The organism is Blautia pseudococcoides, from assembly GCF_001689125.2.
GTDB lineage: Bacteria > Bacillota > Clostridia > Lachnospirales > Lachnospiraceae > Blautia > Blautia pseudococcoides.
Genome location: NZ_CP015405.2, coordinates 4,201,972 through 4,228,396, shown reverse-complemented (window position 1 = coordinate 4,228,396; position 26,425 = coordinate 4,201,972). Strand labels below are relative to the sequence as shown.

Sequence of the window (26,425 nt, the reverse complement as noted above, 5' to 3'; positions counted from 1 at the left end):
AACAACAAAAGGGGCGGATGCCCACTATAGGTTGAGGTGAAGAATATGAGTAAAAGAAACAAAATCCGCGTGGCTCTCAGCAGTTTTTTAGTGCTGGCCATAGTTGTAACATGTGCGGCTGTATATCAGTCCGGGAGTAAGAGCACACCGAATGAAAAGGAACTTGTCAAGAATGAGGAGAATACTTCTGACGAGGCAATGACAACAGAAGAAAAACCTGAGGAGGAATCCCAGGATGCCAACACCACTCAGGTTGAAGGTACCAGAGAAGTGCCGGAAGAGGCAGATACACAGTCAGAAGCAGTCCAGGAGCCTGCAGCAGAGCAGACTGAATCTGCAGACGCCTCTGCAGCAGAGAATACACAGCCGGAGGCTGATACACAGGATGCATCCGCAGAGGTGGACAACCAGGCAGCAGTTGCAGCTGCACCGGATGTGAACTTTACAGAAAGCTCTCTTATGGAGTGGCCTGTAAGTGGACAGGTAGTCATTGATTATGATATGGAACACACTGTATATTTCCCCACTCTGAATGAATATAAATACAGCCCGGCAATTGCTATTTCCTCAGAGGTTGATACACCGGTTGCCTCTGTTGCAAACGGTCAGGTAGTGGCTGTGGAAGAAAACGTTGAGACAGGAACAACAGTTACTGTTGACCTGGGTAATGGATATCAGGCAGTTTACGGTCAGTTAAAAGATGTGGCATTCCAGCCGGAGCAGTATGTACAGGCAGGGGCAACACTTGGTTATGTGAATGAGCCTACAAAATATTATACAAAAGAGGGTGCAAACCTTTATTTTGAACTGAAGAAAGACGGAAGCCCGCTGGATCCTATCCAGTACCTGCCGTAATCAGGAAAACCACTTCAAGACAGAATCACTGTTTTGAAGTGGTTTTTTATATTTACATAGAAAAATCTGTAACTGTAAGGGTAGTGAACAGTTAAAAAAGTTTTATTGGGGGTGTGAGGCGCAGAAAAGGGTAGTTTTTGAAACCCCCAAAATGGTATATTTTAAAGTAAGATAGAAAAATTTGTATACAATGTAAATTTTTATTTAGTTTGTTTGAATTTTTAGTGAATTTTTATTTTCTTGTTGACATTGGAAAAGAATGGTGTGAAAATATAAAGTATAAAGAAATTTATGCTTTTTTTGCAGTAGGAAAAAGCCGGAATGGAAGGAGTTCTATGCATTTAAAAAAATTGAGCAGAGTCGTGGCTGTAACAGTGGTGCTGACAATGGTTACACCGTCCGCTGTTTTTGCCGGCGATATGACAAAGGTTGGAACAAATAAAATTGAAAAGCCTGAGGATACGGATTCTGCAAGTATAAAAGATCAGGATAAAAACCAAAAACCGACAGGTTCGGAGAATCCCGAGAACTCAGACAATCCAAATACTGAAGAACCAGACCCGGAGAATCCAGACCCGGAAAACCCCAATCCGGACCCAGAGAACCCGGACCCGGAAAAACCGGAAAATCCAAATCCGGGCCCGGAGAACCCGGACCCGGAAAATCCAAATCCAGACCCGGAGAACCCAGATCCGGAAAATCCAGATCCGGACCCAGAGAATCCGGACCCGGAAAATCCAGATCCAGACCCGGAGAACCCGGACCCGGAAAATCCAGATCCAGGGAAACCAGACCCGGAAAATCCGGATCCCGAAAAACCGGAAACACCGGCGGAGCCTGAAAAGCCTGCAGAAGAAACACCCGCAGAGCCTGAGGCACCAGCAGAGGAGCCGGCACAGGATGCAGAGACAAGCGGCAATTTGATTGATAGCCAGCAGGCTTTTGAAATGCCGGATATTAAGGAAAATTTCCGTTTTCGTACCATTCGCAAGGTCTATGCATTTGCCCTGGAGAATCTGAACGTCTATGAAGAAAAATCAGAGCAGGCAAGGGTCATTGGAACACTGGATAAAGATGGTGTATGTTATCTTCTGAGCAATGATGGATTGAAGCTTCGTCTGGGCAATGAAGAGGAAGAACAGACCATGGATACGGATGATGGAACATGGGTATACATAGAGTCAGGAACTGTCAGAGGATTTGTGCTGAAGTCAAAACTTTTAACAGGTGATGAGGCGCAGAAGATAGCAGACGCAAAAGCAAAAGAAAAACAGGAAGCTGAAGAAAAAAACAAAACAGCCAAGAAGAAAATCGTGGTTGAAGAATTTAAACAGGCAAAAGAATTAATTTCACCTCTGGAAAATAAAGCATTCCTTTATACAAAGACTACTGTAAGGTCTACTGTAGTCTCAAAAGATTATGCAGTGTGCAAATCTTTACTTGGAACCATTCATGAATCTCAGAGTGATAAGAGCCGTGTCATCGGTAATTTGAATCTGGATAACATTTGTTTTGTACTTGCAGATAAAGATAAGGATTGGATATATGTAGAGTCCGGAGATGTAAGAGGATTTATTAAAAAGAGTTCTCTTTACCTGGATGATGAAGCAAACAAGATCATAGAAGAGCGCGGGGAAGAGAATCTGGATACCGCTGCAGAGCTTATAAAACCGGAAGATAACAGTGCATGTTACTATACGATCACCTCTATAAAGGGTGGAGTTCCGGGTGGAGCACTGAGACAGTCTATTCTGGAGTTTGCATCCCAGTTTGTAGGCAATCCCTATGTGTGGGGCGGCACAAGCCTGACAGACGGTGCGGATTGTTCTGGTTTTGTTCAGAGTATTTATTCACAGTACGGTTATGACCTTCCCAGAGTTGCCGAGGATCAGGCTTATTACGGTACACAGATACCGGTTGATGAAGCACAGCCGGGCGACTTGATCTTCTATTCCAACGGAAGTGAGATTTATCATGTTGTGATGTATGCCGGAGAAGGAAAAACTGTAGAGGCGGCAAACAGCCGTGCAGGAATTATTGTAGGAAATGTCAATACTGCAAACGCAGTGTGGGCAACCAGAGTTCTGGATGACACATATGGATTCTATGGAAGTGATATCGGAGAAGTTAACGCTTCCCAGGATCAGTATGGCGAATGTCTGGGCACATATAAGATTACACATTACTGCGGCGGTGCATGCTGTAATGACCAGTGGGCAGGGGTTACCTCCACCGGAGCACCTCTTGTGGAAGGCGATACCATCGCAGTAGACCCAACAGTTATTCCATATGGAACAAGAGTTATTATTAACGGACATATCTTTACCGCATCTGACTGTGGTGGTGCGATCAAAGGCAATCGCATAGATGTTTTTGTCAATGACCATAATCGCGGGAACAATCTGGGGGTATATTACACCAATGTATATCTTTTAAAATGATCATTTCAGAATATCTTTTTACAGGGACTGCCATTTGGTGGTCCCTGTATTCACATTTATGAGACTTTAGAGTATAATAAACTATGCGGAACAGAAAATCCGCAGCCGATCAGATTTCTACAGGTTTTATATCAGAACAGCGCTTCACTGTTCCTCTGCGGAAATATCCGAATTTCCGCAAATGGGAAATATACTTTTTTTCATCGGCAGCTTTGGAATAGAGGCGCCGTATTTGCCACTGGCGGGTGCGGTGCCATTACATAGAAGGCAGGTTAGGGATTTATCATGAATTATACTTACATCCTTAAATGCGGTGACGGCAGCCTTTATACCGGGTGGACCAATGACCTGGAACGGCGTATAAAGTGCCACAACGCCGGAAAAGGGGCAAAATACACAAAGTCCAGACTTCCTGTTGAGCTGGCCTATTATGAGTCCTTTGGGACTAAAAGGGAGGCCATGCAAAGAGAGTGGGAGATAAAACGGCTTTCCAGGAAGGACAAGCTGAAATTATTCAAGTAAGGATTGAAGGCAGATCATAAGCAGGGGGAGCGTAAAGAAATGTGATTTTTGTGGGGAAACAATACAGGGATAAAAGACGGCGAAAGGCAGCTGGATGTCCAGTGCGCTTTCGCCTTTTATTTATTATAATACTTTCTTCAGATTATACGCGTCATCCACCAGCAGGATATCCGCTTCTTTTCCGGGTGTCAAAGATCCGACTCTGTCATAGACTCCAATGCTCTTGGCTGGATTTCTTGTTGCGGCGAAGATGGCGTCTGCCTCAGAAATACCGAATTTCATAGCTGTTTTCATGCAGTCAAACAGGTTGGTTGCGGAGCCTGCGATCGTGCCGTTTGCCAATGTTGCCTTCCTGTTGTTCATGGTAACTTCCTGGCCGCCCAGCTCGTAGGTGCCGTTTTCCATGCCTGTTGCCATCATGGAATCACTGATAAGCACAACTCTTTCACTTCCGAACATACGGAAGGTATTTCTTACAACACTTGGGTGAATATGGATCCCGTCACAGATCAATTCCACCATACAGTTTTCTGCATCTGCAGCAGCACCCACAACGCCCGGGTCACGGTGGCCGTATGCCGGCATGGCGTTGAATAGATGGGTTACATGATTGGCGCCCTTTCTCATGGCTGCCAGTGCGGCGTCATAGCCGGCCATGGTATGACCAATGGATATTTTAACCTCATCCTTCAGTTCCTCTATAAATTCATCGGCGCCTTCCATATTGGGGGCAAGTGTTACGAGTTTTATGAGATTTCCGCTTTTTTCGTTGCATTCACGGAAGAATCCCATATCCGGTCTGCGTATATGGCGTTCTACATGGGCACCTTTTTTATCTGGGTCAATGAAAGGCCCTTCCATATTGATTCCAACAATCCTTGCCTGATCTTCTGCATTTCCTGCCTTTACAGCAGTTGCGAAAATATCCAGGAGCTGCTCTTTCGGCAGTGTCATGGAGGTGGGGCAGTAGGAAGTCACGCCATGGGATTTTTCATAACGGAGGACAGTTTTAAGTCCTTCCACATCCGCGTCGGAAAAATCGTGTCCGAATGCACCGTGGCTGTGTACATCCACAGCGCCGGGAAGGACTTTCATGCCCGAAGCATCAATCTCTTTCCTGTCTGTCACTTCTTCTATAGAAGATACAATTTTTCCGTTCTCTACATACAGGTCTTTCTTTTTAAAAGTGCCGTCTTCCTGAAATATAAATCCATTTTTTATTATCATCTGATTTCACTCCTTTTCTGATTTCACTCTATCACATGATTTGTTCCCTGTCCTTGTATTTTTTTGCACTTCTTTGGGAAAATATGTGATGTCACTACATTTACATGGTATGGTTCATGCTTCTATTATAATTCCCTTTACAAGTTAATTCAATGTATGATGTATAAATTGAAAGAACTTTCACAAAACGTCAATATCGATAAAAAACAAAGGTTTAACACGGCTAAAATTTGTGCAAGTTGATATTTGGTGTGAAAGGAATTTCTGAATCGGAAAAAATATTGAAAAAATTTTCATAAATGCTATACTGAAATCAAAGCGAAGGCAGCAATTAGAAGCCGAGATGCGGAAAGGAGAGAGTTATGAATCAGCGTTTAGAGAAGCTAAAGGGACATTTGATCGTATCCTGCCAGGCGCTCCCTCATGAACCCCTGCATTCTTCATTTATTATGGGAAGAATGGCCAGAGCGGCAAAGGAAGGCGGGGCCATGGGCATTCGTGCCAATACAAAGGAGGATATAGCAGAAATTCAGAAAAATGTGGATCTTCCCGTAATTGGAATTGTGAAACGGGACTATGATGACAGCAAGGTCTATATCACCCCCACCATGAAGGAAGTAGATGAACTGATGGAGGTAAAACCTGAAATCATTGCCATTGATGCCACAAAAGAGTTGAGACCCGGAAATGTTACTTTGGATGAATTTTATGTGGAGATCAGAAAGAAATACCCCGAACAGCTTTTGATGGCAGACTGCTCCACCGTGGAGGAAGCGCTTCACGCAGACGAGCTTGGATTTGACTTCATTGGAACGACACTGGTTGGCTACACAGAGCACAGCAAGGGCGACAGGATTGAAGAGAATGATTTTGAGATCATTCGCACAATTTTAAGCAAAGTGAAACATCACGTGATCGCGGAAGGCAACATCAACACACCCCAAAAGGCAAAACGTGTGATCGAACTGGGATGTTACAGCGTGGTAGTAGGGTCTATTATCACACGTCCCCAATTGATCACAAAATCCTTCACAGATGTGATGGCAACCCTGGAAAAGTAAATTTAAGAGGAAGATGAAAGGAGTCACAGCAATGAGTAAATTAGATAAGTACAGAGGAATTATCCCGGCGTTTTATGCATGTTATGATGAGGAAGGCAATGTGAGCGGAGAGCGTGTACAGGCCCTCACACAGCATTTTATTGACAAAGGCGTAAAAGGTGTGTATGTCAATGGTTCTTCAGGTGAATGTATTTACCAGAGCGTAGAAGAGAGAAAGCTCATCATTGAGAACGTAATGGCAGCGGCGAAGGGAAAACTGACTGTTATTAACCATGTGGCATGTAATAACACAAAAGACAGTGTGGAGCTGGCAAAACACTCGGAGAGTGTGGGTGTAGATGCGATCGCGTCCATTCCTCCGATTTACTTCCGTCTGCCGGAATACTCTATCTCAGCTTACTGGAATGCCATCAGCAATGCTGCTCCCAACACGGATTTCGTGATCTATAACATTCCGCAGCTTGCAGGTACTGCTCTGACAATGAGTCTGTTTGCAGAGATGATGAAAAACCCCAGAGTGATTGCTGTAAAGAACTCTTCTATGCCCACTCAGGATATCCAGATGTTCAAATCAGCAGGTCTGGCAGCAAAAGATGACTTCGTTGTATTCAACGGTCCGGACGAGCAGTTTGTAGCCGGACGCGCCATCGGTGCTGACGGCGGTATCGGCGGAACATATGGGGTTATGCCGGAGCTGTTCCTGAAATTAAATGAGCTGGTTGAAGCAGGGGAAAAAGGAAAAGCCTGTGAATTACAGTACGCCATCAATGAAATTATCTACAAAATGTGCTCCAGCCGCGCAAATATGTATGCTGTGGCAAAAGAGATCCTGCGCACAAATGACAACGTGAATATCGGCGGTGTCCGTGAACCGCTGGAGAACCTTCAGGAAGCAGATGTGGTGATTGCACATGAGGCTGCTGAGATGGTAAAAGCTGCGAAAGAAAGATATCTGGCATAAAAGCAAAAGATTAAATTGTTATAAAGGGATACAGAAAAAGATTAGGTAACCGTTCGGGTATCCGGACTGTTACAGGATTAGAGGGAGGTAACAGATGCAAGGCTTTACTTATATTGATTTGGCAATTTTGATCGTTTACCTGGCAGCCGTTTTATTTGCCGGTCTTCATTTTGCTAAAAAGGAAATGAAGGGAAAAGAATACTTTAAGAGTGACGGAACGGTACCGTGGTGGGTTACATCCGTATCTATTTTTGCAACACTGCTGAGTCCCATTTCCTTCCTGTCTCTGGCAGGAAACTCCTATGCGGGAACATGGATCATGTGGTTTGCCCAGTTAGGTATGCTGCTGGCTATTCCGCTTACGATCAAATTCTTCCTGCCTATTTACAGCAAGCTGGATATTGATACTGCTTATCATTATCTGGAGCTGCGTTTTAACAGCAAGGGCCTGCGTGTCCTGGGTGCTGTTATGTTCATTGTTTATCAGGTTGGACGTATGTCCATTATCATGTATCTGCCATGTATGGTATTATCCAGCCTTATGGGGATCAACGTGAATATCCTGATTGTCATTATGGGCATTATCGCGATCATTTACTCTTACACAGGCGGCCTGAAATCCGTACTTTGGACAGACTTTATCCAGGGTTCCGTACTTCTGGTTGGTGTAACCTTTGGCTTGGTGTTTCTGATCGCTCATCTTGACGGCGGTATTGGGGCTATCTTCCATGAGATGTCAGCAGGACATAAGTTCCTGGCAGTTGACCAGCCTATTTTCAATGCCAATATTTTAAAAGACAGTGTATTCCTGATGATCGTAGGCGCCGGTTTCAATACTATGGGGTCCTATGTGTCCAGCCAGGATATTGTACAGCGTTTCACAACAACAACAGATACAAAGAAACTGAATAAGATGATGCTTACAAACGGCGGTCTGTCTATTTTTATCGCCACTGTATTTTACCTGATCAGTACCGGGTTATATGTATTCTATCAGGTACAGGGGAATCAGCTTCCTCCGGCAGCACAGCAGGACCAGATTTTTGCATCCTGGATTGCATTTGAACTTCCTGTTGGTATTACCGGACTGCTTCTGGCAGCGATCTATGCGGCAGCACAGTCCACACTTTCTACCGGCCTGAACTCTGTGGCATCAAGCTGGACTCTGGATATCCAGGCTCGTCTTTCCAAAAAAGAGCTGAGCTTTGAGAAACAGACAAAGATTGGACAGTATGTATCTCTTCTGGTAGGTATTTTCTCCATTGTGGTTGCTATGGTCCTGGCTAACGGCGGTGTGAAATCTGCTTACGAATGGTTTAACGGATTTATGGGTCTGGTACTTGGTATTCTGGTTGGTACGTTCATCCTGGGCGCATTTACCAAGGTGGCCAATACGTTCGGGGCTGTATGCGCATTTATCGCAGCATCGGCTGTTATGGTGGCTATTAAATATGTGGTACCGGTTGTGGCACCGGATGTGACAATCTCTATCTGGTCCTACTCCATTATCTCTATTGTAGTTTCTCTGGTTGTGGGTCTGCCTGCAAGTATTATTTCCAGAAAAGTTAAGGGCGATAACTCCGTACCGGCTGCGCATACAACAATTTACAAAAACTGATCCTAATTTTGTTCTGTAAAGGAGGCAGCAAAATGGTATTTGGTAATATCAGAGATTTGAAGGATTATCCCTGGCTGGAAGAGGAAGTGTTGAAATGTTTCCGGTACGCAAAGGAACATGACTTACTGGGATATGAGAAGGGCAGCCACCAGATTGACGGTGACAATTTGTTTGTGAATATTGTAGAGTATGAGACTACAACACCCAAGAACCGTTTCTGGGAAGCACACAGACAATACCTGGATCTGCATTTTATGCTGAGAGGCCCGGAACAGATTGATGTGAATTTCATTGATAACATGGAACAAAAAGAATTTGTGGAGAAGGATGATTTTCTTCCTCTTGACGGTGAGCCGAACAGCCATGTGGTTCTGACGGAAGGCGATTTTCTTCTCTGCTACCCAAAGGATGCCCACAGGACAGCAGTTGCTGTTGATGGTCCGGCTGTGATTAAGAAAGCCATATTTAAGATAAAAATTAAATAATCCAGGATTCTTTAAGACTGTGGGGGCAGACTCATGGTACAATATAGGGAACTGTAACGGCCGCGGGGATGTGACATTACAGTTCCCTTTTGTCACGTTTTTATGCCGCGAAAAATGCGGGGAAGAAAAAGATAACTGTAAAGGTAGTGAACAGTAATATAAGGAGCATTCGTATGAAGCAATATATTTGTATAGATATTGGCGGTACTTTGATAAAATATGGTATAATACAGGAAGATGCGGTATTTGTTGCTGGAGGTGAGATGCCCACAGAGGCTATGCAGCATGGCGGACCGGGAATCATGAAAAAAACAGTGAAGATCATTGAAGATTACCTGAAGGATCACAGGCCGGCGGGTATCTGTATCTCAACAGCGGGCATGGTGGACTGCGAAGCGGGCAGGATCACATATTCCGCCCCACTGATTCCGGAATATACGGGAACAGAGATCAAAAAAACTCTGGAGGACAAATTTCATTTGCCCTGTGAGGTGGAAAATGATGTGAACTGTGCAGGGCTTGCGGAAAACTTTGCGGGCGCTTCCAAAGGGAGCAGGATCAGCCTGTGTCTTACCATCGGGACAGGGATCGGCGGTGCTATTGTGATTGACAACCAGGTGTTCCATGGATTTTCCGGAAGCGGGTGTGAAATCGGATATATGCATCTTCCGGGCGGCGAGTTTCAGGATATGGGGGCAAGCAGTATCCTGGTGAAGAAGACAGCTCAATACAAAAATATAAGTCCTGAAAGTATTGACGGAAAGTATGTGTTTGAACATGCAAAGCAGGGGGATATGGACTGTATCCGTGCCATTGATGAGATAGTGGATGTGCTTGGAATGGGAATCGCCAATATCTGTTATGTGATCAACCCGGAAGTGGTAGTTCTGGGAGGCGGAATCATGGCCCAGAAGGAATATCTGTATGAACGGATCAGAAAGAGCCTGGATAAGTATCTGATACCCTCAGTGGCTTCTCATACCAGGCTGGCCTTTGCGGAAAATAAAAATCAGGCAGGAATGCTGGGAGCATTTTACCATTTTAGGGGAAGGCATTCTTAACTGATATTTTAGCTGTCCGGTCCAAAGTGAGCTGCCTGCCGCAGGGACAGATAGAATGGAGGTGCTCGAATGGAGCAGTATGAAAAAAATATCATTCCTCAAATAGAATCAATTTATAGCAGCTTTACACCTCTGGAGAAGACGATCGCTGATTTCTTTATCAATAATACAGAGAAAATAGATTTATCCTCCAAGAGTGTTTCCAGCCGTCTGTACGTGTCAGAGGCATCCCTGTCACGTTTTGCGAAAAAGTGTGGATATAAGGGATACCGGGAGTTTCTTTTTTGTTATGAGCAGGGAACTGTGCGGAATTACCCGGTGAGTAATGACCAGACCAAAATGGTGCTGAATACTTACCAGGAACTTTTAAACAAGAGTTATTCCCTGGTGAATGAGGAGCAGATGAAGCGTATTGTCAATATACTGTCTGAGAAGAAGCGGGTATATGTGTATGGCAAGGGAAGTTCCGGTCTGGTGGGCGTGGAGATGAAGATTCGTTTTATGCGTATTGGTGTTAACGTGGAGGCAGTGACAGATACGCATATTATGAAGATCAACTCCGTGCTCTTGGATGAGGACTGTGCTGTTATCGGTATCAGTGTCAGCGGAAGGACAGAGGAAGTCATGACTTCTCTGAGGGCAGCCAAAGAGAGAGGGGCCACTACCATATTGATGACATCCAGGAAGGATAAGACATTTTTGGATTACTGCGATGAGATACTTTTGTTTGCGGTTAAGGAAAATCTGGAAAAGGGGAAGGCGATATCCCCACAGTTTCCGATATTAGTTATGGTGGATATTTTATTTTCCCATATACTGGAGTCAGATAAATTCCGGAGAGAAGCAATACATGAGTATACCCTCAATGCGCTGGATGCCAGGTGATGCAAAGCAGCTTGCTGCAATAACCCCCACGCAGTGCCAGTCCATAACACAAAAGCCGGCTGAAAAAAGAGCCGGCTTTTTTATAAATTATACTTGACAAAAATTGTTAAGTATAATATAGTTATATCAGTAACAATTATTGTTATTGAAAGGAGGGTGCGATGGCAACATTGAAGTACAGCCGTCAGCGGGAATCCATCCGCGAGTTCGTTATGAACAGCAAGGAGCATCCTACGGCCGATACTGTATATGCAGGGATCAAAGCCGATTTTCCGAATATCAGTCTTGGAACAGTATATCGGAACTTATCTCTTCTGGTAGACTTAGGCGAGATTGCAAAGATAACAACAGGAGACGGGCCGGACAGATTTGACTGCAATACAAAACCTCATAGTCATTTTATATGCACCCAGTGTCACAGTATCACAGACATAGAGGCAGGCGAATTTGACTGTATGAAGGAGAAAGTGGCCGAGAGCTTTGATGGTAAAATAACAGGTCATATGACTACCTTTTACGGTGTTTGTAAGAAATGTCTGGAAACAAAAAAAATTAAAAAAACTAGTTGACAAAAATTGTCAAGTATGTTACATTAAAACAGTAATAATTACTGTTATCAAGAAAACAATAAATAACAAAATTTTAATTAAAAAGGAGAATGAGTATTATGAAAAAATTTGTATGTAGTGTATGTGGATATGTTTATGAAGGTGACGCAGCTCCGGAGAAATGTCCAGTATGCGGCGTAGGTGCTGATAAATTTACAGAGCAGGCTGGCGAAATGAGCTGGGCAGCAGAGCATGTTGTAGGAGTAGCTCAGGGCGTAAGCGAAGATATCATTGCTGATCTGAGAGCTAACTTTGAGGGCGAGTGCTCAGAGGTTGGTATGTATCTGGCTATGGCTAGAGTGGCTCACAGAGAAGGATATCCGGAAATCGGTTTATACTGGGAAAAAGCTGCTTACGAAGAAGCAGAACATGCGGCTAAATTCGCAGAGTTATTAGGCGAAGTTGTAACAGACAGCACAAAGAAAAACCTGGAAATGCGTGTTGCTGCTGAAAACGGAGCAACAGCTGGTAAATTTGACCTGGCAAAACGTGCAAAAGCTGCTAACCTGGATGCTATCCATGATACAGTACATGAGATGGCAAGAGACGAGGCTCGTCACGGAAAAGCATTTGAAGGCCTGTTAAAGAGATATTTCGGCTAATCCATATAAAAGTTTTGGTATTTCCCTATTAGCAACCAATTGGCAGAGCCGGCAGATGTCCGGTTCTGCTAAAGAAAATAAATAGTCGTTATTTTCAGAATCTTATGGAGGGTTTTATTATGTCAAAGTACGCAGGAACAAAAACAGAGAAAAACTTATGGGATGCATTTGCCGGTGAATCACAGGCCAGAAATAAATATACATATTACGCATCAGCAGCAAAGAAAGCCGGTTATGAGCAGTTAGCATCTTTATATCTGGAGACAGCAGACCAGGAAAAAGAACATGCTAAGATGTGGTTCAAAGAGATTCACGGAATCCATGATATTGCTCAGAACCTGGAAGACGCAGCTGCAGGTGAGAACTACGAGTGGACAGATATGTACGCACGTATGGCTCAGGAAGCCAGAGAAGAGGGCTTTGAAGAACTGGCAGTAAAATTTGAAGGTGTTGCAAAAGTGGAAGCTGCGCACGAGAGACGTTATAAAAAACTCCTTGAAAGTTATAAAGCTGACAAAACCTTTAAGGGAGATGCTCCTTTAGGCTGGAAGTGCAGAAACTGTGGTTATGTACACGAGGCAGAGGAAGCTCCTGAAGTATGTCCGGTATGTGCTCATCCGAAGGCATACTTTGAAAGAAAAGTAGAGAATTATTAATTTCCTCACATTTGTATCATTCACATAGTAATCAGGGAGGGGCCGTTTGGCCTCTCTTTTTCTATTTTGTTGTTATTCCATCTTTTCTGGTGTAAGATAAAGTTATACAAATTCTGCCGTACGGTTAAAAAGCAGGTATTACAAAAGGAGAGGGAATTATGAAGCATTATCCATATTTATTCAGCCCCATAAAAATCGGCCGGCTGACATTAAAGAACCGAATCTGTGTGTCTCCCATGACAATTACCGGGCGTGGGGAAGAAAAGGGGTATTTTGCACAGGATAACATTGATTTTTATACCACATTGGCAAGAGGTGGTGCGGCACTTCTTACGATAGGGGAGACCGGAATCCATTCACGTACGGATGCATGTCATCCGCGGATGGCCCATCTGGATGATCCGGGCCTCCTGCCGTCCTTGACAAGGCTGGTTGACAGCGTGCATCAGTATGACACGTTTGTATCCATAGAGCTTGTGCACTCCGGGAGAAGAGCCCATCCTGCTTATCTTCCTGATAACGGGGAGGTGTGGGGGCCGTCCCCGTCAGTCAATCATTATGGTGCCAAAGTGAAAGAAATGACGGAGGAGATGATGAATGAAATTGCCGACGCCTATGCAGAGGCGGCTTTTATGGCGAAATTTGCAGGTGTTGATATGGTAATGATACATGGAGGTCACGGATGGCTTTTAGACCAATTCCTTTCACCATTAAATAATAAACGGACAGATGAATATGGGGGGAGTCTGGAAAACCGTGCCCGATTCCCTATTATGGTTTTGGATAGAGTGAGGGCGCGCTGCGGGAGGAATTTTCCCATTGAATATCGTATTTCAGGTTCAGAGCTTATTGAGGGAGGTCTGGAAGAGGAAGAAATGGCAGTTTTTGCCCATATGATTGAGAGCAAGGTGGATTCATTCCATGTATCTGTGGGGAGTTTCCATGACCCGGCCACTATGGTGCGAATGTTTCCGGGACCGTTTTTCCCAAATGGTGTAAACATACCATATGCAGCAGCTATAAAAAAAGCAGTCAGTGTACCTGTTACAGGTATCGGAGGATTGTCAGATCCGGATGATATGGAAAAACTGCTGGAGGAAGAAAAGGTAGATATGGTTGCGATGGGACGTCAAATGATAGCAGACCCGTTTCTTCCTAAAAAGGCATTGAAGGGAAAGAGCAGTGAAATTGCCCACTGTATCCGCTGTATGCGCTGTAACAGTGGCGCACTTATCCCTTATGTACCATATCCAAACGGTGTGGTATATTGTTCTGTGAATCCTGTTATGGGAAGGCTTCGTGAAATAGCCAGGGAGAATTCCTTTAAAACAGTGGAGAAAAAGATTCTGATAGCAGGCGGCGGCCCGGCAGGAATGCAGGCTGCTTTAGGTGCGCTGGAGAGGGGGCACAAGGTTATTTTATGTGAGGCAAGTGATTCTCTTGGAAAAACACTCAGTTATTCTGATCATATTGAGTTCAAGCAGGATATCCGTAAGTTCAGGGATTCGCTTATCAGCCGTATAGAAGACAGCCAGGTTGAAGTCCGTATGAATACGGTCGTGACCCCGGAACTGATCCGGAGTGCGGAACCGGATCTGGTTATAGGCGCCATAGGCGGGGATCCGTTTATTCCGCCTATTGAGGGAATTGCTGATAACAATGTATTGTACGCTGCATCTATGCATCGGTCAGGAGCCGTTCCGGGAAATAATACGGTGATAATCGGCGGGGGCCTTATGGGATGTGAGGAGGCCATAGCCCTTGCCCAGGATGGGAAAAATGTAACTATCGTAGAAATGACTGATATTATCGCAGGGGAGGCTGACGGCGGACTGAAGCAGATGATAGATGAAAAGATAGCATACTATAAAATCCCGGTGCTGACAGGCTGTTCCTGTAGGATGATCACAGAGGATGGCGCCATCGTAAAAAATAAAGACGGAGAAGAAAGAATGCTGGCGGCGGATTCCGTCCTCATCGCAGCGGGTGTGCGTCCAAAAGATTCAGAAACAAACAGGCTGCGAGATACCTGTTATGATTTGGGAATAGATTTTATAGCAGTTGGAGACTGCAAAAAGACAGGAAGAATACGTGAAGCCACAGCCAGCGGTTATTTTGCAGGCCGCAATGCTTAAGTATATGAAAAGAAATCGGTGAGGCAATGAGCAAGATCAACCTTCACGGACATACCCATTCCTGTTATCCGCTGACATGCCGCAGTGCCCTGAAGAATATTGAGATCATTGAGCGTGACGGTCTTGTGAAGAACAGCCGTGTGGTAGGTGACTATCTGCACAGCAGGCTTCTGGAGCTGAAGGATAAATACCCGGTCATCAAAGATGTTCGGGGACATGGACTTCTGCAGGGCATGGAGCTGGAGGGAACATCTTCAGAAGATAAATATGTACTTGGTCAGGAATTCTATGAATCCATGCTTCAAAATGGACTGGTGACAGAGCTGGAGAGTAGAAAAAACCTGGAAAATGTAGTTGTGGTTATGCATCCTGCACTGATCACTTCAAAAGAAAATGTGGATGAGGCAGTAGCTGTCATTGAGAAATCTCTCACAGAATGTTTGAAATAGCAGGCATTATCCGTTACAATAGAGAAAAATCGTAAATGTAAAGGCAGTGACAGTTAAAAAATAATAAGGAAGTGATTTCAATGACTATAGATGCAGATAGAAAACAGACGCTGACAGTCAGCACCATTAGAAATGTAAATGTTGTGAACATTATGCAGAGTATTTTACGGGACAAGACCAAGACCAGAAGTGAGCTGGCTAAAGAAAACCATATCAGTGTCATGACGGTAAAGCATATTGTGGATGACCTGATCGGGGGCGGTATCCTTGTGGAAAAAGTCTGCGGCGGCAGTGACGTGGGCAGAAAACCCAAAGCACTTGAAATAAATGAAAAGTTCGGCAATATTGTATGCATCAATCTGACATCTGTAGATGAGATCAGTTTCCTCATATATGATATCTATGAGGCACCTGAGGCAGAGCAGACACTGGAATTTGACCCCAAATGCACCTACAGGGAGAATCTCCTGCGTGCGGTTGGACTGATAAAGGAAAAGCTTGCGGCTTTGCATACAGTTACGGTGGGGATTGCAGTGTTTGTTCCAAGTGCCTATTATGAAAATGTTGACCTGGTTAATTATGACCTCATAGCTGACTTTAAGGACCTGCATATAAAACAATTGTTTGCGGAAGCGTTTGGAATCGGTAATATTTTAGTTCTGCACGATGTGGTTCCGGCAGCATGGTCAGAGTATGAGAGTATGGATTCTGAAGCAGACAGCCAGTTTTATTTTTACTGCGGTCATGGTGTGGGTGGGTTCTTTATCCACAGAGGCACTGCGGTCATGGGTGAGGAGCTCATGGCCGGAGAGGTGGGAAAGATGCTTTTGCTCACAGACACCGCAGGAAAAAAATATACCACATTTGAGGATATGATCTCTGTATCAGTCCTGAACCGTAAACTTCGTCAGGCGGGCATTGATAAGAAGTTCAAAGAGGTGATCCGCGCTTATGAGGAGCAGGTGGAGGAAGTGAAAAGGATCGTAGATGAGGCGCTGGATGTCATTGTCAGGGTTCTGTACAATCTGCTGTGGGTATATAATCCGGGAATGCTGGTTGTGGACAGCTGCTACAGTGACTACAGCAGGCTTATCATGACACGTTTCCAGGAATTTGTGGAATCTCTGGAGAATGAGGCGATCCCAATCCATGTGCAAGTCCGTCAGGCGCTGTATGATGAGTATCATATGATGCGCGGCTGCTTTCATATGGTGAGAGATGCCTGGGTGGATGAGATTTATAATTAACTGTGAAAATTCGGAACAGTTACGAAGAAAGAAGAGAAGTGGAGAATGAATAATGTAATAATAGGCATTGATCTGGGTGGGACAAATCTCCGCATCGGGGCTGTGACCCCGGAAAATGAGATGAGGAATCCTTCTGTCATCAAAAGCTTTTACATTGCCAATGCCCACAACCCTGTGAAGAAGCTCTGTGAAATTATTGAGAAGTACAGGGTTTCCAACGGAATTGAGAACATAGATGCTGTATCCATCGGTGTTCCCTCCTCCGTCTCAAATGATAAGGAAACGGTCATCTGTACTACAAATATAAGAAACAGTGCAGGGGAGGTTGTATTTCATAACAGGAATATTTCGGCTGAGATAAGGGAGTATTTTGAAGTTCCGGTATATGTGAACAATGATGTGAACAACCTTCTTCAGTATGATGTGGCGGTAAACCACCTGGAGAAGGACAAAATAGTGGTTGGTAGCATAATTTGAAATACGGAAGCTGCATTTACGATGCGAGATCTGTTATCAGCGCAATGCTGATCAGCGCAGCGCATTCCAATGTCATGCAGGTACATGCGGACCGTGAGGATGAGCTCAAGATCAAGGAAACCCGCAGCCCGGACTTAGAAAATAAATGGAAAAGCAGAATAATGACAGAAAGCAAAGAGTAAAAGGGATCGCCTGTGTATGGATTGGCGGTGCCTTTTTGACTTGTGGGAAATCCGTCTATCCTGTATACTTGTAGCAAGAGAATACGGAATCAGCTTCCGGTGTGTGAAAGGAGTAAAAGACTATGTCCATGGAAAAACTGCGCACATATTACTTTGGGCTGTACGGGGAGAATGGGATCACCCAATTTTTCTATGACCAGCTTATGGAAATTATGAAGACTGCAAAGGCGGACAGAAGTACTGCACTGAAAAAGCAGGATAAAAAGGGGAATGACTGGTATCTCTCGGAGAAGATGGTGGGGATGATGCTGTATCTGGACAAGTTCTCAGAAAACCTGTCCGATTTTGAGAAAAGAATTGATTACCTGGCAGACCTGGGAGTGACATACGTGCATTTTATGCCGCTTCTGCAGTCCAGAGAGGGCCAGAATGACGGCGGATACGCGGTGTCTGATTATTTGAACGTGGATAAGAAATTCGGCACTACAGAGCAGTTTGAACACGTTATTGACAGGCTGAAGAAAAAGGGGATCCGTACCTGTATTGATTTTGTTCTGAACCACACCGCAAAGGAACATGAGTGGGCGCTGAAATCCAGGAAAAACCAGCCGGGATATGAAGATATGTATTACATGTTCGACAATTACGGCATTCCCTCAGAGTATGAGAAGACTCTGACGGAAATCTTCCCGCAAGTGGCGCCTAAGAACTTTACTTATTATGAGGATATTGGAAAATTTGTCATGACACGCTTCTATGAATTTCAGTGGGATTTGAATTATAAAAATCCCAATGTGTTCAACCGGATCGCCCACGTACTTCTGACACTGGCCAATAAGGGGATTGATATTTTCAGGCTGGATGCCATACCGTATATGTGGAAGGAGCTGGGGACTTCATCCATGAACCTGCCTCAGGTGCACACACTGCTGAAAATGTACGAGATGATCATAGAGGAGGTATGCCCCTCTGTTATCTTCTTGGGTGAGGCTATTGTGGAACCCCATGAGATCGTGAAGTATTTCGGTACCCCGGAGGAGAAGGAATGCCACATTATGTATAATGCGTCCCTGATGGTGCTTCTTTGGAATTCTCTGGCTGCCAGGGATGTGCGGCTGATGCAGCGTTCCATGTCAATTGATTACGGTACGCCCAAGGACGGGGTATGGATCAATTATGCCAGATGCCACGATGATATTGGATGGGGATTTGAGAAGGATATCATCAAAGATCTGGGCATGGACCCTGAGGCCCATAAACAGTTTATTATTCAGTTCATGGAAGGGAAGTTTCCGGGAAGCTTTGCAAAAGGTGAATTATATGAGTTCAATCCTGAGACTCTGGATGCCAGAAACAGCGGCACTATGGCTTCCCTGTGCGGTCTGGAGGAGGCCCTTGCAAAGAAGGACAGGTATAAACTGGAACTGGCGGTCAAGAGGATCCTGCTTCTGAACAGCATGATCATCTCTTATACAGGCATACCGCTTCTTTACAGCGGTGATGAGATTGGCACCATGAACTGGTGGGACTATAAGAAAGACCATACCATTGCCCATGATTCCAGGTGGCTGCATCGTGCACCTATGGATTGGGATAAGGCGGCAGACAGACATGATATGGGGACTGTGCAGGGAGTTATTTTCAGCGGTATCAAAGAGATGATCCAGGTGAGAAAGGATAACCGTATATTTGCTTCGGATATTCCATCTATCCCCATTGATACGGGAAATAAGGCTGTCTTTGCATTTCACAGGGAGGATAAGATGCTGGTGCTGGCAAACTTCAGCGAGGAGCGGCAGACTGTGAACTGCAATGCTGTGAACTGGTTTGGCCTTCCCTGGGAGCTTCATGATCTGATTCAGGGAAAAACAGTTCCCCTGTGGGATAATATAGTATTGGGGCCATATGAATATCTGTGGCTGGCATAATGAATGCATACGGTATCTGCTGTACACAGGCTTCTGGCTGACCTGGGATTTGAAAAAATTTATAAAAAAGGGTTGCAATATAAGGAAATGAGTAGTAGTATAGTAAATATCAGAACATAGTATTTAAAACTACATGTGATATTTAAGAATACTAAATGTAGCTAAAGTATATACTATATACATAATTAAAGTAAGGAGTGATGTTATGAAACTGAAAATCAAAGAACCGGGCAGCGCGATCACACATTTTATAGGATGGGTGATGGCAGTTCTGGCGGCGGCACCACTGTTGATCCGATCAGCCAGGGAGCCGGACAGTATCCATATAATTGCAATGAGTATTTTTATGCTGAGCATGATACTTTTATACGCGGCCAGTACCATTTACCACACGGTAGATTCCACGGAAAAGGTAAACCGGCGTCTGCGCAAGATGGACCATATGATGATTTTTATTCTCATAGCAGGAAGCTATACACCGATCTGTCTGATCGTACTCCACGGAAAAACAGGTACCATTCTCTGCACCGCGGTGTGGTTAGTGGCCATTGTGGGAATCCTGATCAAAGCCTGCTGGATCACCTGTCCAAAATGGTTTTCTTCAGTCATATACATTGCAATGGGATGGCTCTGTGTGTTTGCCTTTGTACCCATTGTAAAAGCATTGTCACCGGCAGGCTTTGGCTGGCTTTTGGCAGGAGGGATCATATATACAGTGGGAGGTATTATTTATGCGCTGAAGCTTCCCATCTTCAATGCGAACCATAAATATTTCGGGTCGCATGAGATTTTCCACCTGTTTGTTATGGGTGGCAGTTTATGTCACTTTATTGTTATGTATTTCTTTGTTCTTCCCATGCCGGTATAAAAAGGCAGGTCCCGCGAAATGCACGGGACCTGTTTTTTAATCTTGTCTGCAGCAGTATTTTATAAGAATATCCTGCAGTTTATTCAAATCCACTGGCTTGGCAAGATGGTCATCCATGCCGCAGGAGAGGGCTTTCTCCATGTCTTCCCTGAAGGCGTTAGCCGTGATAGCGATAATGGGTACCGAGCAGGCATCTTTGCGGGGAAGGCTGCGTATAGCCTTTGCTGCCTCATATCCGTTCATTCTGGGCATCTGGATATCCATGAGAATGGCGTCAAAGGAACCTGGGGAGGAAGAGGAGAAAATGTCCACCGCCTCAACGCCGTCATGAGCGGAATCAGATACAACGCCCATGATCTCCAGGAACTGTTCTGTGATCTCCAGATTCAGTTCATTGTCCTCTGTGATAAGAACCCGCTTACCCTCCAGCATCGCAGACAGGTCTGCAGATTCCTGTTTGTCTCCTGCCGCTAATGTGGTATCTTCCACGGTGTTATGTCCTTCCGGGAAGGGCAGGATGATCCGGAAGACAGATCCTTCTCCCTTTTGGCTGTCCACGTCTATGGTGCCGTGCATTAAATCCACAAGGCCTTTGATCACAGACAGACCCAGGCCGGTTCCGCTGATCTGCATTTTATCTGCTTCCTCTGAGCGGGTAAATGGCTGAAACATGGTATCCATGAATTCTCTGGTCATGCCAATGCCGTTGTCCCTGCATGCAAATAAATAGAGGAGTTCGCCGGTTTCGTTTGTCCCCTTTTCTTTTGCTGTCAGTGTGATCTGCCCTCCTTCGGGCGTGAATTTAATGGCATTCATGATCACATTCGACAGTATTTGTTTTAATTTAACGCAGTCTCCCAACAAAATTCTGTCAGGCATGGAGACGCCGTTGATATCCATATTAATATTTCTGGATTCCGCCTGTATACTGAGCATGGCCCGCAGTTCCTCCAAAACAGTGGACATACGGAAAGTTTCCGGGGACAAGGTCTCCCTGCCGCTTTCAATCCGGGACATGTCCAGCACAGAGTTAATTAGGGAAAGAAGCTGGCTGCAGGAGATTCTGGCCTTTTCCAGATGGTCTTTGTTTTTTTCCGGGGAGTTTTCGTTCTGCATCAGTGTGATCATTCCCAGAATTCCATTTAAGGGTGTCCTCATCTCATGGGAGACATTGGACAAAAATCTTGTCTTGGCTTCAGTTGCCACATTGGCCAGTTCCAGAGCACGGCTCAGTTCCTTCTCGTTTCGTTCTCTTTCCACCAGTGTATCCTGCATACTTTTCTGTCGTATGCGTGAGATCACCACAAAAGCAATACAGGACAGGATAAATACAATCACAGCCAGTAGGATCAAGGTTATGGGAATCACATGCTTTTTAAAGAATGTTGATAAAGTCACGGAAGCGTTGGTCTGTTCTGTGATCATGCGCTGATAAACAATATCATCAATGGCTGAGGAATCCATATTCAGCACTGCTTTTTCCAGAAGGGTGAGAAGATTCGTATCGGCAGATGCTGGTGCGGCCAGGGTCATGGAAGTAAGCTTCAAATCGGTTGGTGCGATGGTAAGGTTTGGGTAACTGTTTACCATGAGGAGATACTGGGAGGCAAAGCTGTTCAATATGGTCTCTGTGGCAGTGCCGTCAGCAACGTATTTCAGACAGTCAGACGCAGAATCGCAGTACAGTACCTTTTCATAACTGTCCAGTATGGCATTGTCCTCCAGTATCTCATGCTCATACTTGGGCAGCACAAGTACAGGTTTGTTTGAGGAGGGATTGGCGGTGATACGCATCTGTTCAGGGGTATTATAGGAAAATAGCTGCAAATCTTCGTAGGTGTCCTCACTGCCCGGCAGTGCTGTCATGACAGGCAGAAAATCTGCTTTCTGCTCTTTTATCATCTGAACGGCATCCTCCGTGTTGTCTGCCACCACATAATCAACGGAAACACCGATCTTTTCACAGAAATACTCCGCGATATCCGCGTCCAGACAAGTATAATTCCCTTTCTCACCCAGATTATCCACAGCTCCGTATGATGTCCTGGGCAGGACCACTGTAAGGGAACCTTTTTCTTTGAGATAATTCTTCTCCTCAGCAGTGAACGCATTTGAAAGACTGGAATCTCCGTTCATATATTTGTTTTCTAATTTATTTACATAATTTTGTGACATGGCATGCATAGTATACAGCGCGGCATTGAGCTCCCGCAGAATATCCGGTTTACCTTTGGATACAATGGTGTAATAGGGGGAATCTGCAAAACGGGTGACTATCCGCATGTTGTTGCCCCGGGCAGCGCTTCCGGTCAGCATCATATCCGCTTCCCCATCTTGCAGGGCGCTTTCGTAGTCATCCTTGGAGGCATATATTTTTATATCCATTTGAATCTGATTGCTTTCACAGAAGTCCTCCACCATCTCCTTTTTTCCGTTCTCTGCCTGCATTTCTGTAATAGCCACGGACTTATTGTTAAGAGAAGTCAGGTCTCCTGATGTGATGTCTGTGTTGTCGTTTTTTACAACCAGGCAGGTATAGTCAAAACCGCTGGAAATAGAAGGATAATCCGCATATTCAATCATAGAGTCCAGATAACTGGTGGTTCCCATGATATCAATATCACCGTTATTGAAACGGTCGAACAGTACCGCTATCTCATCCACTACATACTGGATATCCCATCCCGCACATTTTCCCAGATTTTCAAAATATTCGTACATCATGCCCTCAAGACTTCCGTCTTCATTGACAATATAGAGACGGCTGTCAGTCAGTATGGGAAAGGCGACGGTAACTTTACGCGGCTCTTTGGCATAAACGGGTGAGGATATGGAAAAAAGTAGGATAATGCTCAGCAGCAAGGCAAGAAATCTTTTCATTATGTGCCCTCCCGGCTTATTGTTTTATAGAAGCTATATGTATAAGTATAGTGGATAAAAGGTAAAAAAGCAATTTAATTAGTTTTATCTGATAGAACGGATAAAAGATAATAAGTGGATGATCCGGTAGTGGAAATATGTGTTTTATTTATAAAAACCGTACAATTTAGGTGGTGCTATTAGTCAATCTGTCCAAACAAAAATAAAGTTATTATGTAATTTAATGGTGTTGCATAAAACCATTGAAATTAAAAAAGGTTGTTGCTAGAATGATGACTAGAAAAGAGCAGCTCCAAAGCGGATAGAAGAAAGGAAGAAAAGAATGAATAAATGGGTTTACCAGATTGAGAACATGGGACTTGCCAATGAGCAGTGTCTTTTAAATGAGACAGTTTTCCATAATGCCAATGGTTATATTGGGATCCGTTCTGATTTTGAGGAGGGTTATGCCAGGGGGTATGACACGATCCGGGGATCTTATATCAACGGCTTTTATGACATAGCAGAAATGTCTCAGGCGGAAAAGCTCTGCGGACTGGCAGAGGAAAAGCAGACTATGCTCAACGTGGCAGATACCCAGACCATTTATCTGCGTATTGAGGGGGACACATTCAGTATGTTTGACGGCACGGTGGAGCAGAGCAGCCGCAGCCTGGATATGCAGAACGGTTACACACAGAGGCAGGCAGTTTGGTGTTCCCCAAAAGGACACAGAGTCGGGATCACCATCAGGAGAATGACCTCATTTCTGCTTCTTCCGCTGTTTACCATATCGTACGAAGTGGAGGCACTGAATTTCAGCGGAACGCTGGAGTTTATATCCGTACATAACGGGGATGTGAAAAATTACTGTAATCCCAATGACCCAAGGGTGGCTGGTGAGAGCTTTCAACATCTGCGTCCCATAAGCGCGGATATGAAAGAGGGCGTGTCGTATCTGGTTACAGAGACAGTTACCTCCGGACTTACAGTATGTACGGCGGTAAAGGATGTGCTGGACTGTAGAAACGGTTCTGGCGTTCAGGAGGAATCCGTACAAAACGGGCACTGTATCACCCGGACAATGAGAACCGGTGTGGGAGAAGGGGAGAGTGTCCGTCTGATCAAGTATACGGTATTCACAGATTCTCTCAGATATGAAAACTGCAGGCAGGAAGCAGAGAAAACCATGGAAAAGGCATTGTCTGTCAGTCTGGAGGAATGGTACAGGCAGCAGAGGCAATACCTGGACGAATTCTGGGCACAGTCGGCACTGGATATTGAGGGGGACGATGACCTGGCGGTTGCTGTCAGGTACAATCTTTACCAGCTCCTTCAGTCAGCAGGCAGGGATGAACACAGCAATATAGCGGCCAAGGGACTTTCCGGTGAGGGGTATGAGGGGCATTATTTCTGGGATACAGAGATGTATATGCAGCCGTTCTTTACCTTGACCAATCCGGAGATATCTGCCAGTCTGATCGCATACAGGTACAGCATTCTGGATGCTGCAAGGGAGAATGCCAGAATTATGGGACACAGAAAGGGAGCGCTCTATCCATGGAGGACGATCTCAGGTTCCGAGTGTTCCGGATTTTTCCCGGCAGGTTCCGCCCAGTACCATATTGACGGGGATATAGCCTATGCGGTGGTGGACTATTATCTGGCAACAGGGGATTTGGATCTGATGGCAGAGAAGGGCGCCGAGATTATTTTTGAAACTGCCAGACTTTGGATGGATGCGGGAAATTTCCACAGGGGAAAATTCCATATCAATGATGTGACCGGTCCGGACGAATACACCTGTCTGGTAAACAACAACTATTACACCAACGCCGGAGCCCAGTATAATCTCCATTGGGCGGTAAGGTTTTATGAACTGCTGAGTGAGGCGGGTAAACTCGCGTCCGTGGCTGAGAAGATCGGACTGAGACCGGAGGAGATCGCGGAGTTCAAAAAGGCGGAAGAGCAGATGTATCTGCCTTATGACCCGGAGACCGGGATTAATCCCCAGGATGATTCTTTCCTTCAAAAAGAAGTGTGGGATATCAAGGGAACACCTGCAGACAAGTTCCCCCTGCTTCTCCATTATCATCCTCTCTGCCTATACCGTTATCAGGTCTGCAAACAGGCAGATACCGTGCTGGCACATTTTATCTATGAGGATGCGCAGGATTTGGAGACTATCGGCAAATCCTTCGCCTACTATGAGAAAGTGACTACACATGACTCCTCCCTGTCCACATGTATTTTCAGCATTGTGGCATCAAAACTGGGGTTGAAGGATAAGGCCTACGATTATTTCGGTGACAGTGCAAAACTGGATTTGTTCAATCTGCACCATAATACAAAGGATGGTATCCACACTGCTAATATGGGGGGGAATTATATGGCTGTGGTGTATGGCTTCGGCGGCCTGCGGCTGAAAGAGTCAGGTATCTGTTTTGCTCCGGTGCTTCCTGATAAATGGAAATCCTATACGTTCAAGATCAGATACCGGGGAAGCCACATCCAGGTCTGTGTGGAGAAAGAGAAGACCGTGTTTACCCTGGAAAAAGGGGAACCCAGGGAGATTACCGTGTTCGGCACAAAATATACACTGAAGGATATTATCGAGATCAAGAGATAAGGAGAAAACCATGAAATATAAAGGAATTATTTTTGACCTGGACGGCGTGATCTGCCATACGGACCAATACCATTACCAGGCATGGAAGAAACTGGCTGACAAGCTGGGTATCTATTTTGACCAGGAGATCAACAACAGACTCAGGGGCGTAAGCCGGATGGAGAGTTTTGATATTATATTGGAAAAATATCATGGTCAGATGTCCCCGGAGGAGAAAGTGCGCTATGCGGCGGAAAAAAATGACCTGTATCGTGAACTTCTGAAAAATATGACCACCGATGACCTGGACCCGCAGGTGAAAGAGACACTGGATACACTGAGAAGCAGGGGACTTCTTCTGGCGATCGGTTCCTCCAGTAAGAATGCAGGATTTATATTGGAGCGTCTGGGACTGGACGGATATTTTGATGCAGTTTCAGACGGCAATAATATTTCACGTTCCAAACCCGACCCGGAAGTATTCCTGAAAGCTGCAGAGTACCTGAATCTGCAGCCACAGGACTGTCTGGTGGTGGAAGATGCCCAGTCCGGTCTGGAGGCGGCTATAGCAGGGAATATGGACTGCGCTGCCATGGGTGACGCGGTAAAATGCAATAAGGCCGATTATGATCTGGATACATTCTCGGATCTGCTTTTGGCGGTGGGCGGCTGAATGGCCTCTACCGGGAG

At 45.0% G+C, this 26,425-nt stretch carries 23 protein-coding genes; 21 read left to right on the top strand and 2 right to left on the bottom strand.

Features of this window, described 5'->3' with window-relative positions:
- Window positions 1–45 precede the first annotated feature (45 nt).
- The 3 genes from A4V09_RS20025 (at window position 46) to A4V09_RS20015 (ending at window position 3,818) form a co-directional block, all read left to right on the top strand.
- Window positions 46–855, top strand: coding sequence for a M23 family metallopeptidase (locus A4V09_RS20025; protein WP_065543878.1), 810 nt, complete (start codon window positions 46–48; stop codon window positions 853–855).
- Window positions 856–1,190: 335 nt separating this feature from the next.
- Window positions 1,191–3,296, top strand: a complete 2,106-nt coding sequence (locus A4V09_RS25805) for a C40 family peptidase (protein ID WP_065544885.1) — start codon at window positions 1,191–1,193, stop codon at window positions 3,294–3,296.
- A gap of 285 nt (window positions 3,297–3,581) precedes the next feature.
- Window positions 3,582–3,818, top strand: a complete 237-nt coding sequence (locus A4V09_RS20015; RefSeq protein WP_065543877.1) for a GIY-YIG nuclease family protein — start codon at window positions 3,582–3,584, stop codon at window positions 3,816–3,818.
- A 123-nt stretch (window positions 3,819–3,941) separates the two neighbouring features.
- Here A4V09_RS20015 and nagA read toward each other — a convergent pair whose 3' ends face one another.
- Window positions 3,942–5,045: an N-acetylglucosamine-6-phosphate deacetylase gene (gene nagA / locus A4V09_RS20010; protein WP_065543876.1), complete on the bottom strand. Its 1,104-nt coding sequence runs from the start codon at window positions 5,043–5,045 to the stop codon at window positions 3,942–3,944.
- Window positions 5,046–5,407: 362 nt separating this feature from the next.
- On the opposite strand from nagA, the gene A4V09_RS20005 reads away from it, so the two are divergent.
- The 16 genes from A4V09_RS20005 (at window position 5,408) to trhA (ending at window position 20,268) form a co-directional block, all read left to right on the top strand.
- Entirely contained in the window at window positions 5,408–6,106 is a 699-nt protein-coding gene (locus A4V09_RS20005; protein WP_065543875.1) for an N-acetylmannosamine-6-phosphate 2-epimerase, read from the top strand.
- A 31-nt stretch (window positions 6,107–6,137) separates the two neighbouring features.
- The gene (locus A4V09_RS20000) at window positions 6,138–7,067 is read left to right on the top strand and encodes a dihydrodipicolinate synthase family protein (protein WP_065543874.1); all 930 of its coding nucleotides are present in this window, start codon (window positions 6,138–6,140) and stop codon (window positions 7,065–7,067) included.
- Window positions 7,068–7,161: 94 nt separating this feature from the next.
- Window positions 7,162–8,685, top strand: a complete 1,524-nt coding sequence (locus A4V09_RS19995; RefSeq protein ID WP_065543873.1) for a sodium:solute symporter family protein — start codon at window positions 7,162–7,164, stop codon at window positions 8,683–8,685.
- A 32-nt stretch (window positions 8,686–8,717) separates the two neighbouring features.
- Entirely contained in the window at window positions 8,718–9,170 is a 453-nt protein-coding gene (locus tag A4V09_RS19990; protein WP_065543872.1) for a NanQ anomerase/TabA/YiaL family protein, read from the top strand.
- Window positions 9,171–9,343: 173 nt separating this feature from the next.
- Window positions 9,344–10,231 carry an ROK family protein gene (locus A4V09_RS19985; protein WP_065543871.1) on the top strand — a complete coding sequence of 296 codons (888 nt, stop codon included), beginning with the start codon at window positions 9,344–9,346 and terminating at the stop codon, window positions 10,229–10,231.
- A 69-nt stretch (window positions 10,232–10,300) separates the two neighbouring features.
- On the top strand, window positions 10,301–11,116 hold the full coding sequence (locus A4V09_RS19980) for a MurR/RpiR family transcriptional regulator (RefSeq protein ID WP_065543870.1): 816 nt from the start codon (window positions 10,301–10,303) through the stop codon (window positions 11,114–11,116).
- Window positions 11,117–11,277: 161 nt separating this feature from the next.
- Complete coding sequence (locus A4V09_RS19975; RefSeq protein ID WP_065543869.1) at window positions 11,278–11,685, top strand: Fur family transcriptional regulator; 408 nt, start codon at window positions 11,278–11,280, stop codon at window positions 11,683–11,685.
- 98 nt (window positions 11,686–11,783) lie between these two features.
- Window positions 11,784–12,326, top strand: coding sequence for an NADH peroxidase (locus A4V09_RS19970; protein ID WP_033141649.1), 543 nt, complete (start codon window positions 11,784–11,786; stop codon window positions 12,324–12,326).
- Between the two features lie 119 nt (window positions 12,327–12,445).
- Window positions 12,446–12,982 (top strand): rubrerythrin, encoded by a 537-nt coding sequence (rbr, locus tag A4V09_RS19965; protein ID WP_018596131.1) that lies wholly within the window; start codon window positions 12,446–12,448, stop codon window positions 12,980–12,982.
- A gap of 158 nt (window positions 12,983–13,140) precedes the next feature.
- The gene (locus A4V09_RS19960) at window positions 13,141–15,117 is read left to right on the top strand and encodes an NAD(P)/FAD-dependent oxidoreductase (protein ID WP_065543868.1); all 1,977 of its coding nucleotides are present in this window, start codon (window positions 13,141–13,143) and stop codon (window positions 15,115–15,117) included.
- A 14-nt stretch (window positions 15,118–15,131) separates the two neighbouring features.
- Window positions 15,132–15,566, top strand: coding sequence for an aminotransferase class III-fold pyridoxal phosphate-dependent enzyme (locus A4V09_RS19955; RefSeq protein WP_288867990.1), 435 nt, complete (start codon window positions 15,132–15,134; stop codon window positions 15,564–15,566).
- A gap of 80 nt (window positions 15,567–15,646) precedes the next feature.
- Window positions 15,647–16,813, top strand: a complete 1,167-nt coding sequence (locus A4V09_RS19950) for an ROK family protein (RefSeq protein ID WP_065543866.1) — start codon at window positions 15,647–15,649, stop codon at window positions 16,811–16,813.
- A gap of 45 nt (window positions 16,814–16,858) precedes the next feature.
- Window positions 16,859–17,290, top strand: a complete 432-nt coding sequence (locus A4V09_RS19945) for an ROK family protein (protein WP_242963874.1) — start codon at window positions 16,859–16,861, stop codon at window positions 17,288–17,290.
- Window positions 17,287–17,472 carry a hypothetical protein gene (locus tag A4V09_RS19940; RefSeq protein WP_065543865.1) on the top strand — a complete coding sequence of 62 codons (186 nt, stop codon included), beginning with the start codon at window positions 17,287–17,289 and terminating at the stop codon, window positions 17,470–17,472. Before A4V09_RS19945 ends, A4V09_RS19940 begins: the two co-directional genes overlap by 4 nt.
- A gap of 122 nt (window positions 17,473–17,594) precedes the next feature.
- Window positions 17,595–19,400, top strand: a complete 1,806-nt coding sequence (locus tag A4V09_RS19935) for an alpha-amylase family glycosyl hydrolase (protein ID WP_065543864.1) — start codon at window positions 17,595–17,597, stop codon at window positions 19,398–19,400.
- A 205-nt stretch (window positions 19,401–19,605) separates the two neighbouring features.
- On the top strand, window positions 19,606–20,268 hold the full coding sequence (gene trhA / locus A4V09_RS19930; protein ID WP_065543863.1) for a PAQR family membrane homeostasis protein TrhA: 663 nt from the start codon (window positions 19,606–19,608) through the stop codon (window positions 20,266–20,268).
- A gap of 36 nt (window positions 20,269–20,304) precedes the next feature.
- On the opposite strand, the gene A4V09_RS19925 is transcribed toward trhA, so the two are convergent.
- Window positions 20,305–23,148, bottom strand: coding sequence for a response regulator (locus tag A4V09_RS19925; protein ID WP_065543862.1), 2,844 nt, complete (start codon window positions 23,146–23,148; stop codon window positions 20,305–20,307).
- Between the two features lie 322 nt (window positions 23,149–23,470).
- Between A4V09_RS19925 and A4V09_RS19920 the strand changes: the two genes are divergently transcribed.
- Window positions 23,471–25,756 (top strand): glycoside hydrolase family 65 protein, encoded by a 2,286-nt coding sequence (locus tag A4V09_RS19920; protein ID WP_065543861.1) that lies wholly within the window; start codon window positions 23,471–23,473, stop codon window positions 25,754–25,756.
- A gap of 10 nt (window positions 25,757–25,766) precedes the next feature.
- Window positions 25,767–26,408, top strand: a complete 642-nt coding sequence (gene pgmB / locus A4V09_RS19915) for a beta-phosphoglucomutase (protein ID WP_065543860.1) — start codon at window positions 25,767–25,769, stop codon at window positions 26,406–26,408.
- Window positions 26,409–26,425: the final 17 nt, after the last annotated feature.